Source organism: Kribbella sp. NPDC006257 (genome assembly GCF_040613535.1).
GTDB lineage: Bacteria > Actinomycetota > Actinomycetes > Propionibacteriales > Kribbellaceae > Kribbella.
The window spans coordinates 225,737-237,068 of sequence record NZ_JBEXSJ010000006.1 but is presented as its reverse complement, the minus strand read 5'-3'; the positions used below and the strand labels follow the sequence as shown (position 1 = coordinate 237,068).

At 66.5% G+C, this 11,332-nt stretch carries 9 protein-coding genes; 4 read left to right on the top strand and 5 right to left on the bottom strand.

Going from position 1 to position 11,332, the window contains the following annotated elements; all coding sequences use genetic code 11:
* Positions 1–19: 19 nt before the first annotated feature.
* Complete coding sequence (locus ABZ004_RS10365) at positions 20–919, bottom strand: alpha/beta hydrolase (RefSeq protein ID WP_355679493.1); 900 nt, start codon at positions 917–919, stop codon at positions 20–22.
* 30 nt (positions 920–949) lie between these two features.
* Positions 950–3,358: an SGNH/GDSL hydrolase family protein gene (locus tag ABZ004_RS10360; RefSeq protein WP_355679530.1), complete on the bottom strand. Its 2,409-nt coding sequence runs from the start codon at positions 3,356–3,358 to the stop codon at positions 950–952.
* Between ABZ004_RS10360 and ABZ004_RS10355 the strand changes: the two genes are divergently transcribed.
* Positions 3,252–3,623 carry a hypothetical protein gene (locus tag ABZ004_RS10355; protein WP_355679532.1) on the top strand — a complete coding sequence of 124 codons (372 nt, stop codon included), beginning with the start codon at positions 3,252–3,254 and terminating at the stop codon, positions 3,621–3,623. The two genes, ABZ004_RS10360 and ABZ004_RS10355, sit on opposite strands and share 107 nt — an antisense overlap.
* Positions 3,624–3,803: 180 nt before the next feature.
* On the opposite strand, the gene ABZ004_RS10350 is transcribed toward ABZ004_RS10355, so the two are convergent.
* From ABZ004_RS10350 to ABZ004_RS10340, 3 genes are all read right to left on the bottom strand, one after another.
* Positions 3,804–4,724, bottom strand: coding sequence for a dienelactone hydrolase family protein (locus ABZ004_RS10350; RefSeq protein ID WP_355679492.1), 921 nt, complete (start codon positions 4,722–4,724; stop codon positions 3,804–3,806).
* Between the two features lie 167 nt (positions 4,725–4,891).
* Positions 4,892–5,902 carry a LacI family DNA-binding transcriptional regulator gene (locus ABZ004_RS10345; RefSeq protein ID WP_355679491.1) on the bottom strand — a complete coding sequence of 337 codons (1,011 nt, stop codon included), beginning with the start codon at positions 5,900–5,902 and terminating at the stop codon, positions 4,892–4,894.
* 3 nt (positions 5,903–5,905) lie between these two features.
* Positions 5,906–7,948: a beta-galactosidase gene (locus tag ABZ004_RS10340; protein ID WP_355679490.1), complete on the bottom strand. Its 2,043-nt coding sequence runs from the start codon at positions 7,946–7,948 to the stop codon at positions 5,906–5,908.
* 165 nt (positions 7,949–8,113) lie between these two features.
* Between ABZ004_RS10340 and ABZ004_RS10335 the strand changes: the two genes are divergently transcribed.
* From ABZ004_RS10335 to ABZ004_RS10325, 3 genes are read left to right on the top strand one after another with little or no spacing between them, the layout of a single operon-like run.
* Entirely contained in the window at positions 8,114–9,484 is a 1,371-nt protein-coding gene (locus ABZ004_RS10335) for a sugar ABC transporter substrate-binding protein (protein WP_355679489.1), read from the top strand.
* 1 nt (position 9,485) lies between these two features.
* Positions 9,486–10,409: a sugar ABC transporter permease gene (locus ABZ004_RS10330; protein ID WP_355679488.1), complete on the top strand. Its 924-nt coding sequence runs from the start codon at positions 9,486–9,488 to the stop codon at positions 10,407–10,409.
* 12 nt (positions 10,410–10,421) lie between these two features.
* The gene (locus ABZ004_RS10325) at positions 10,422–11,246 is read left to right on the top strand and encodes a carbohydrate ABC transporter permease (protein WP_355679487.1); all 825 of its coding nucleotides are present in this window, start codon (positions 10,422–10,424) and stop codon (positions 11,244–11,246) included.
* Positions 11,247–11,332 lie beyond the last annotated feature (86 nt).

Sequence of the window (11,332 nt, the reverse complement as noted above, 5' to 3'; positions counted from 1 at the left end):
CACTCCGATATCCAAGGCACTAGCTCAGGACGGATTCCCAAGTGGTGCCGCTCGAGGTGGCGTCGGTGCGAAGGCGGTCGCGGGCGGCGGTATCGGCGTACAGGCCCCAGCGCATCCAGTCCACGAACGTGTTGCGGGCCCGGGTGTCGCTGAAGTAGCTGGTGTGCGTGCCGCCCTTGTAGGTGAGGAATGCCTTCGGTGCGGGGAGTTCTCGGTAGGCCTGCCGCGCGGACGAGTACGGGCAGGTGGCGTCGCGGTCGCCGTGGATGAACAGCACCTTCGCATGCACCGTGCCGCCGGGGTCGCCCATGTCGACGGTGGACATGGGCACCGCGGCGACGATCCGCGAGTCGGGCCAGGCGGTCAGGATTCCGTGGGTTGTCATGCCGCCCATCGAATAGCCGGCCACGCCGACACCCACCGTGGTGTTGATGTGCCCCTTCAGCGGGTCGTTGGCGGTGTTCAGCGCGAGGGTGCGGGTGAGGTTCTCGGAGACGTCCTTCGACAGCGTGCCGTTGTAGGCGTCACCGATCGAGGCGCTGGTGAAGACCGGCGCCGGAACGATGAATCCGGCCGCGGCCAGTGGACGGATGTGCGCCAGCGCCTTCTGTGGGCTGCCGCCGGAGCCGTGGGTGTACTCGCAGATCGGGAAGATGCCGTCGGCAACGGGTGCGTTGGTGGTGGGACCGCTGCCGGGACTTCCTTTGGCGGGGTAGTAGACGTAGGTGCTGAGGCGGCGGCTGCCACGGGTCCAGCTGTACTGCCGGACGCCGACCGCGAAGGGTGTCGCCGGCGCGCCGGTGATGGCACCGAGAGCTTGGCCGGCGCCGAGGGCTTGGCGGGCGCCGAGGGCCGCCAGGCCTGCACCGGCGAGACCGGCGGCGCCGAGGCCGAGGAAAGTACGACGTTGCATGCTCATCAGAACTCCAAGGGGGCGGAGAGAACGGCTCTAGTTGCCGATGGCAAAGCTGGGGTGTGGGGGTTGGTTGTAGGCGGTGTTCTGCCAGGCGACGGCGAGCCGGTATTGGCGGTCCTGCATCAGCGACGGGTGGGTGATGGAGGTGCTGTCGGTTGTGGAGTAGATGCGCAGGGCGCGGTTGTCGGAAGTTCGCCAGATGACTTCTTCGCGCCAGTCGCCGAGGATGTCGGCCGAGAGAGCGGGTGTCGACTTCGTGCCGTTGTTCGATGCCACTCCCGAGCCGGTCAGCAGGCGGGTGTCGCCGCTGGTGCCGTACTTGTCGATGTGGGTGCCGTCGAGCAGTTCACGTTGTGCGTCGCCGTCCCACCAGATCACGAAGTTGGTCGAGCCAGGTTTGCGTGCCGCGACCTGGTTTCCGTTGGTGGCACTGCGGATGCCACCAACCGATGCCGACCAGGCCTCGGCGCCTGGGTTGCCGGCCCAGATGTCTTCGGCGACCCCCCGGCCGTTGTCGCAGCCGCAGGAAGGTGCGTTCCAGATGATCTGCCCGGTGCGGGCGTCGGCCATCCAGTGCGCAGGTTCGTTGGTCCACTCCGACACCTTGAACACCTCGAGCCCCGGCCGGGTGGGGATGAAGTCGCCGACGTGGTAAGCGTCACCGTGGTGGTAGGGGGTCTGCCACAGTCCGCGGCCGTTGTCGTCGATCGCCATCCCGCCGTACAGCACTTCGTCGCGACCGTCGGCATCCACATCGGCGATGGACAGTTGATGGTTACCCTTGCCGGACCACTGGCTGCCCGCGCTGTTCGAATCGAAGATCCAGCGTTGCGTCAACGCACCGTTCCGAAAGTCCCACGCGGTGATGACCGACCGGGTGTAGTAGCCGCGGGCCATGATGATGCTCGGCCGCGAGCCGTCCAAGTACGCCGTACCGGCCAGGAATCGGTCGACCCGGTTGCCGTAGCTGTCGCCCCAGGCCGAGACGGTGCCGCGCGGCGGCTGGTAGTTGGCGGTGGCCAAGACAGCGCCGTCGGTGCCGCGGAATACCGACAGGAACTCCGGTCCGCTGAGGATGTAGCCGCTGGAGTTGCGATGGTCGGCTGATGCGTTCCCGATGACCTGGCCGGTGCCGGAGCGGGTGCCGTCGCCGGTCTTGACCGCGACCTCCGCCTTGCCGTCACCGTCGTAGTCGAAGACCTGGAACTGCGTGTAGTGCGCGCCTGCCCGGATGTTGCGGCCGAGATCGATCCGCCACAATCTGGTGCCGTTCAGCTTGTACGCATCCAGATAGACGTTGCCCGTGTAGCCGGCCTGCGAGTTGTCGTGCGCGTTGGTCGGATCCCACTTCAGGATGATTTCGTACTGCCCGTCCCCGTCCAGATCGCCAACACTCGCGTCATTGGCGACGTAGGTGTAGTTCTCCCCGGATGGCGTCCTGCCGCCAGGCGGAATCTGCAGCGGCACATCGCGACTGCTCGCCTGGATGCCGTTCTCACCAGGAACGGCGTTCATCGTCAGCGACTCGTCTTCACGAGCCTTCGACTGACGCTCGACCCCGCCGACCACAGCCCGTACGACGTACTTCGCGTCGGCCGCTCCTGTTGCGTCCACGAAAGTCGTCGAGCCGGTGATCGGCGTGCGGTTCACCTTGATGCTGTTGCGATACACGTTGAACGCGACATCGGCCGGGTCGTCCGCGAGCTGGCGCCAGCTGATCCGGTTGCCTTGACCGGTATGGACGTTGATCACGCCACGGTCCAGGCGGTCGGTCTGGACCTTCGCCGGGCTGCCCTCAGCCGCCGCCGTGGTGGCCGGGCGTAGGTATCCGGTCAGTGAAAGGTTCAGTTCGCGAACGCCCTGTACGACGAGATTCGCCATCTGCGTCGCGCCGTACACGGAGAAGTGGGTGTTGTCGCCCGCTTCCCTGGTGAGATAGAGCTGCTGGGATGCCGTCGGCCCGAGCGACTCGACCATGGCCTTGCTCTTCGCGGTCAGATCGATCACCGGGACGTTCGCGCTCCGGCCGAGCGCCCGGATCACGGCGGGAAGGTCCACTCCACGACCGTTGACGTGCAACGCGGTCGAGGTCAGCCGGCTGCCGCTGAACAAGCGTCGTACTGGTGGCGTCATCAGCACTGGTGTGCCACCGCGCTCCCGGACGCCGTTGACCATCCGGCTGAGGTTGTCCCGGAAGGCCGTCGCAGTGGTGTCCTTGTCGTTGTGCCCGAACTGGATGAGGACCAGGTCCTTGCTCTTGATCAGTGGCTTCATGCGTGGGAAAAGTGCGCTGTTGCTAAGGAAACTGCCCGAGCTTTCGCCGGAGTCTCCGTAGTTGGCGATCACTGCGCCGCTGCCTACCCGGGTCGGCAGTACTTGCCCCCAGCCGGTGTACGGCGCTGTGGGCTGGTCGCAGACCGTCGAGTCCCCAGCCAGGTACACGACCAGGGGAGCCGCCGCCGGCTTCACGGTCAGCGAGCCGATGGCCGGTGCGCTGCCGTCGAAGGTGATGCTCAAGCCGGATGTCCCGGTGCCACCTTGGCCGGTCGGCTGGCCTTCCGGCGTACGGACGTTGACTGTCGCGGTGGTGCGGACCACCTGCCCGGCCGTGGTCGCAACCGTGCTCAACACCTGCCTGCGCGCCTCTACTGACATCGCGGTGCTGGCGGACCGGGTCGAACTTCCGAGATCGACGGTGACGTCATAGTTGCCTGGGGCAACGTCGAAGTGGCAACGGACCGGCGCGGTTCCCGAGCACTGGGGAGGCAGTGCCGACTCCGCAGCCATACCGGGGGCCGGCAATGTGACGACGACTATCGCCGCCGAGATGAGTGAGGCTTTCACTCTGCTGTGCATGTGTCTTCCCTCCGTTCGTCGAAGACCGGTCTCAGCTGAAGGGACACGTGCCGCGGTACGCCGTGATGCCGGTCCAGTCCTTCAGCGAAGGGCACAGGAACTGGGTGTAGCGCGCGTCGTGGTCGACGAAGATCTTGATCCAGGGAATGACCTTGCGCATCATCACCGAGTTCGCCGAGGTCGGGAATCCGTGGCCGGCGCCGGTCAGCTCGAGGTAGGCCTTCTCGGTCGTTGCGGGAATGGAGTTGTACATGCTGCTGACGGTCGACGGCGGCACAGTGCCGTCACGCTGGCCCGCCATCAGCAGGGTGGGAACCTTCATCGCGGTCGGTCGCTGGGACGGGCTGAACGGCGCGAGCCCGACCGCGGCCCACAGCGACGGGCGGTGCAGGGCTGCGTAGATCGCACCGCCACCTCCCATCGAGTGGCCCATCACGGCCAGCCGCCTGGCGTCGACCCGGGTCCGGACCGAGCTGCGCTGGGCCAGGTAGTCCAGGGCCGTCAGCAACTGAGTGCCGCGCGCGGTGTCGCCGTCGTTGCGGTTGATGGTGTCGATCCCGATCACGACAAATCCGAAGGAGGCCAGCCATGGGCCCATCCACGCACCTTCGGCGGCCCACGTTGCGGTGTAGCCGGGCACGATGGCGATCGCGCCGAAGGTGCCCTTGCTGGTGTCGGTCGGGTAGTAGATCTTTCCGCCGCCCAGGCCGTTACCGCGCGGCACGGTGAGTTCGGCGGTGGCGAACGTGCCGCGCGACGCCGCGATGCTGGACTGGGTGGGCGCCGGTCCGCGTTCGTAGGGGTTGTCCGCGCCGGATGCCGGCGCGACGGAGATGGCCGAGGTGACGACGGCGGCGACGGCTGCGAGAGCGGTTGCCGTACGGCGTACCAGCGAACTGCGGGTTGGCCGAACGCGGCGTGACGTGTTCTTCTGCAGGGCAATTTCAGGCATGGGGCGATACCTCTTCCGGGTCATGGATGAGTTGCTGTCACGACAGGCGGAACATACTGTGAACGTGCACAGTTGGTGCCTCACCGTGACTACCCATGATGAAAACTTATCTCGCCCCCGCATGGCAAGAGTTCGTCAGAAGAAACTGTGAACGTGCACAACCGAGTTCAGGCGGAGTCGCGGATCACCAGATCGGTGGGCAGGATCACCGCGGAGCGGCCGCCGGAGGTGATGGCGTCGTGCAGCAGCCGGACCATCTCGGTGCTGACCCGGACGAAATCCTGCCGGATGGTGGTCAGTTGCGGTGTCGCGCTGACGGCAGCCTTGGAATCGTCGAAGCCGCCGACCGCGACGTCCTCGGGGATTCGCTTGCCGGCCCGCCGCAGCGCCGCGATCGCACCCCGGGCCATCAGGTCCGAACAGACGAAGACGGCGTCCAGGTCCGGTGCCCGGTGTAACAGTTCGTCCATCGCCCGCGCGCCGGAGTCCTGGGTGTAGTCGCCGTTGGCAACCAACCGTGGGTCGGCCTCGCCCAGGACGTCGTGATACCCGGCCAGTCGGTCGACGCCACCTGGAGTATCGATCGGTCCGGTGATGATGCCGATCCGGCGGTGTCCGCGCGACCGCAGGTAGGTCACCATCTGCCGGGCGCCGTCGCGGTCGTCGGCCGCGACGTACGAGATGTCGCGCTCGTAACCGATCGGCCGCCCCGCCGCCACGATGGGCAGGCCCCGGGAGCGCAGTTCGTCGATCAGCGGGCTGCCGGCGTGCTCCGACACCAGCAGGACGCCGTCGACGTGCCCAGCGGTGACCCAACGACCGACCCGCTTGCGGTCCTCCAGCGTTCCGGCGATGGTGAGGACCAGGGTGATGCCGCGCTCGGCGAGGGCCTGGGTGCAGCCCTTCAGCAGGATGGCGAAGTTCGGGTCCTCGAACAGGCGGTCCTGCGGATCGGACAGGATGAACGCCACCGAGTCGGATCGCTGGGTGACCAGGCTCCGGGCGTGCTGGTTCACGACGTACCCGGTCTTGCGGATCGCCCGATGAACCGCGGCCAGCGCGTCGGGGGAGACGTAGTGGCCGCCGTTGAGCACCCGGGAGACCGTGCCCCGCGAGACGCCGGCCATGTCGGCGACGTCTTCCATGGTCGGACGGCGGCCGGCGCTGGAGGTGCTCATGGTCTACATTGTGCGACGCGGTGAACGGAGTACCCGCACGCCACCCGCCGGTACGGCGAACTCGGTCACCACCGATGCGCCGGTGAGCAGCTCGTCGCCGTCGCCCGGCAGCGTGGCGGCCCGGTCGCCGTGGTTGATCGCGATCAGGTATTCGTGCTCGGGTCCGAGCCGCCGCACCAGCTCCACCTCGGCCGGGACATCGTCGTACGGTGCCGCTTTGGGCAGCCCGGCCTCTTGCAGCACCGCGGCGAGGTCGGCTGCGGCGAGCCGGGTCGAGATGTACCAGGCAGTGCCTTTGCCGAAGCGATGCCGGGTCACCGCAGGCCCTCCGGCTGCCGGCCCGTCGGCATAGTGCCGGACCGCTGTGGCGCCGTCGAGGACCAGGTGCTCGGCCCAGACGTCGCCGATCGCTCCGTTGTCGAGCGAGAGCTTGTCGCCCGATCGCAGCGGCAGGAACTCTTCGACGGTCACCCCGAGCACCTCGCGGAGCGCGCCCGGATGGCCGCCGGGGTGCACGATGTCGTTCTGGTCGACGATGCCGGAGAAGTACGAGACGACCAGGGTCCCGCCCTCATGCACATAGCGGGTCAGATTCTCCGCCGCCTTCGCCGTCGTCAGATAGAGGCTCGGGACCAGGAGAGTGGGGTACTGCGACAGATCGCCTTCGGGATCGACGAAGTCGGCGGTCAGATGCCGGTGCCACGTCGCGGTGTAGAAGGCTTCGACGCGCTCGAGATAGGACAGGTCGACCGACGGCCGCCACTCCAGTTCGAGAGCCCACCAGGACGCCCAGTCCCAGAGCAGTCCGACGTCGGCGACCACCTGGGTGCCCCGCAACTCCTCGAGTCCGGCCAGCTCTCCGCCGAGTTCACAGACCTCTCGCCAGACCCGCGTGTTGGTGCCACCATGCGGCAGCATCGCGGAATGGAACTTCTCGCCCCCGTACTGCGAAGCCCGCCACTGGAAGAACAACGCGGACTCCGCACCCCGGGCGAGATGACTCACGCTGTTGCGGCGAAGCTCGCCCGGCCGTTTCGCGACGTTGCGGGGTTGCCAGTTCACCGCGCTGGTCGAGTGCTCCATCAACAGCCAGCCGCGGCCACCGGCGACCGATCGGGTCAGGTCGGCCGACATCGCGAGCTCGATGTGGCTGTCGCGACGATCGGCGTACAGGTAGTGATCGTTGGCGACGACATCGACCTCGGCGGCCCAGCGCCGGTAGTCGATCCACTTGCAGTTGTTGATCATGAAGTTGGTGGTCACCGGTACGCCGGGCGCGAGCCGGTGCAGGATGTCGCGTTCGGCCACGAAGTTGTCGAGGTGCGCGTCGGAGCTGAACCGGAAGAAGTCCAGCTGGTGGGCCGGATTGACCGCCATCGGCGCGGCCAGGGGCGGCTCGATCTCGGACCAGTCGCTGAACCGCTGTCCCCAGAAGGTGGTTCCCCAGGCGGCGTTGAGATCGTCCAGCTGACCGTAGCGATGGTGGAGCCAGGTCCGGAAAGCAGCCGCTGACGTCTCGCAATAACAGTGCGCGTTCGCACCGCCGTACTCGTTGTGGACGTGCCACATCGTGACGGCCGGGTGGCCGGCGTACTGCGTGGCGAGTCGTTCGGTGATCGCGGTGGCGGCCTGGCGATAGTCGACGGAGCTCGGGCAGAAGGCCTGCCGTCCACCCGCGCCCAGCGGCCGGCCGTTGCGGTCGACGATGCGGGCCTGCGGATGGCGGCGGAAGAACCACGGGGGAGGGGCGGCGGTCGGCGTGGCCAGGTCGACGGCGATGCCGGCCTCGTGGAGCAGGTCGAGGATCCGGTCCAGCCAGCCGAGGTCGAAGCTTCCGGGAGACGGCTCGAGCAGCGCCCACGCGAAGATGCCGACGTTGACGAGATTGACGCCCGCTTCGCGCATCAGCGCGACGTCCTCAGGCCACTGGTGTTCGGGCCACTGCTCGGGGAAGTAGTCACCGCCGAAGGCGATACCGGTCAGTTGCGGCAGGACGGGCTCGACCCGGCCGGCCGGGCCCGGAGGAACCGGCAACAGGATGCTCATAGGCGGACTCAATCTGGGAGCGCGAACAGAAACATCACCATCATGTCACGCTCAGAACGTCGTTTGTGGAGTATTGACAGGGGAATCTCTCGCCCAGAGACTGTGAGCGCTCCCAGAAAATGGGGCGGCCGGTGTTCGCCGGTCCGGGTGCACCAGGAGGTCGGGATGAACGGATCGGCACGGATCAGCAGGCGGCGGCTACTCGCCGGAACGTCCGCCGTGATCGGCGGCGCGGCAGCCGGAGGCCTGTTGAGCGGCTGCAACGCCAACTCGTCGGGTACGTCGTCCGGTGGCGGCACCGGCAGCGGTCAGAGCACTGTGACGTTGACCGTGATGTACGCCAACAACGAGCTCACCAAGGAACACATCGCCGACTTCGAGGCGAAGAACCCGGGCATCAAGGTCAACTTCCTGCAGAACGACGCCACCCGGCTGAACGCGATGCTCGCCTCCGGTACGCCGCCGGACCTGGTTCGCGGCGGCGCGGTCGGCAGCGCCAACGTCAACGCGCGTGGCCTCGCGACGGACCTGACGCCCTACCTGGACAAGAGCCAGGTGCTGAAGAAGGACGATCTGCTGACGGTCAACGACAGCTACCGGTGGGACGGCAGCAAGATCGGCCAGGGCCCGCAGTACGGGATCGTCAAGGACTGGAGCCAGGACGCGACGCTCTGGTACAACGCCCAGCTGTTCGAGCAGGCGAAGGTCCCGCCGCTGAGCGAGACCGAGCCGATCGGGTACGACGAGTTGCTGGCGATCGGCAAGAAGCTGACCGTCAAGCAGGGCGGCAAGACCAAGGTCTACGGGCTCGGCGTCGAGTGGGCGTGGAATCTGTATGCTCCGCTCGCGTCAATGATTCTCCAGCAGGGTGAGAAGGTCTACACCGACGATCTCACCCGCACCGACTTCACCACGACGGCCGCTCGCCGCGCGGTGGCCTGGTACGTCGATTTCGCCCAGGCCGGTGTCGGCCCGACCTCGCTCGATCCGCTCCCCGACGGTGCCGACCTGTCCACCTTCCTGGCCAAGCGGATGGCGATCAGCCAGGACGGCTACTGGTACGGCGGCAACTTCGTGAAGGAGAAGGCTCTGCAGTCAGTGATCCGGATGGCGCCGGCGCCGGTCATCGGCGATCACCGGGTGAGTCCGACGTACGCCGGAATCGGCGCGTGGATCCCGGTGAAGTCGAAGCACAAGGACGAGGCCTGGAAGCTGATGGAGTACTTCATGGCCGGACCACCTGCTGTGGAGCGCGCGAGCAGCGGCTGGGGTCTGCCGGCCCTGAAGTCTCTGCTGCCCAAGCTGCCGCAGGAGCTGCCCTACCAGAAGCAGGCGTACAAGACCGCGCAGAACGAGTTGCAGTACACCACTCCGCTGCCGGACTCGCCGTACGTGACGGCGGATACCTGGAACCTCACGCTGGACAAGCACTTGCAGCGGGCAATCAAGAAGCAGGCCACGGTCGACGAGGCGTGCAAGGCGATCACCGAGGAGATCAACAAGGCGCTCAAGCAGGGCAAAGAGCAGATCGGCTGAGATGGCTCGCAACAGCTGGACGCGCTACTCGAACCGGACCTTCTATCTGTTCGTCGCGCCATGGGTCCTGGGGTTCCTGCTGCTCACGGCGGTTCCGCTCGGCTATGCGTTCGGGGTGAGCCTGACGAACTTCGACGGGAGTTCACCGCGTTGGCGGTGGGTGGGTTTCCGCAACTACGTCGAGCTGTTCGGTGACAGCGAGGCCTGGCACGCCCTGCTCAGAACCGTCGCGTACGCCGCGATCGCCGTACCGCTCAGCGTCGCCGGAGCCCTCGGACTGGCCGTGCTGCTCAACCGTCGGCTGAAGGCGGTCGGCCTCTGGCGGACGATCTTCTTCCTGCCGTCGGTGGTCCCGGTGGTGGCGATGGCGATCATGTGGAAACTCGTGCTGAACCGGAACTCCGGCATCCTGAACGCGATCCTCGACGTGGCCGGGATCCGGCCGATCGCCTGGCTCGTCGATCCGATGGCCTTCTACGCGTTGATCATCCTGACCCTGTGGGGCTTGGGCGGCGGCATGGTCATCATGCTCGCCGCTCTGCAAGGTGTGCCGACGGAGCTGGAGGAGGCCGCAGTCGTCGACGGTGCCAACCGCTGGCGGGTGTTCCGGTACATCACCGTGCCGATGATCTCCCCGGTCATCTACTTCCAGGTCGTGACGGGCGTGATCGCGACCCTGCAGATCGTCGTACAGCCGCTGCTGCTCGCGGAGACCAACAGCATCGCCGGCGTCGGGCAGGTGCCGCAGAGCACCCACCTCTACATGGTTCAGGTGTACCAAGAGTTCTTCAACAGCAACCGGTTCGGCTACGGATCGGCGATGCTCTGGGTGTTCTTCCTGGTGATCCTGGCCTTCACGCTGCTGATCCAGCGCTCGAGCCGGTCGTGGGTGCACTACGAGGTCGACACCGACTCGGATCGATAGGAGAACACCACTGTGCCCGTCCGCCGAACCGGCTCCGTCTACGTGCTTTTGATGGGGCTTGCCGTGCTCTTCGTCGGCCCCTTCATCTGGTTGCTGCTGGCAGCGTTGAAGACCCGTGACGAGTGGGTTGCCTTCCCCGCGCGGGTGCTGCCGCAGCACGCGCAGTGGGACAACTTCGCCCACGCACTCACCGACATCAACTTCCCGGCGTACGCCATGAATTCACTCTTCCTGTCGACGCTGTACGCCGTCCTGATCACCGCGTCCAGCGCAGTGGTCGGATTCGGCTTCGCCAGGCTGCGTGGCAGTGGCAAGCGGGCACTGTTCCTGGTGCTGTTGTCGACGATGATGCTGCCGCAGATCCTCACGTTGCTTCCGACCTACGTGTTGTTCTCCCGATTGGGTCTGGTGAACACCTACTGGCCGTGGGTGCTCTGGGGGCTGGCGGCCTCGCCGTACCTGATCTTTCTGTTCCGGCAGTTCTTCGCCGCCATCCCACGGGAGCTGGAGGACGCCGCGATCATCGACGGCTGCGGATGGATCCGGATCTTCTGGCGGATCTTCCTGCCGCTGTCACGACCGGTGCTGCTCACCTCGTTCGTGCTGTCCTTCGTCTGGACCTGGGGCGACTACATCGCGCCGGCGCTGTTGCTCGATGTCGACCACACGACGTTGTCGGTCGCGATCACCGCCTGGTACCGCGACCCGCACGGCAACGCGATCCCCACCGTGCAAGCAGCCGCCGCCGCGCTGTACATGCTGCCGACCCTGCTCATCTTCCTCTTCGCCCAGCGCTACTTCATCCGCAGCGTCGTCTCCTCCGGCGTGAAAGGTTGACCGTGCACGTTCACAGAAATTTGGGTTGTGATCTTGCCAGGCTCTAGCAGATACGCTTCCATTTGCGGGGAGAGCTGAGACTCGTG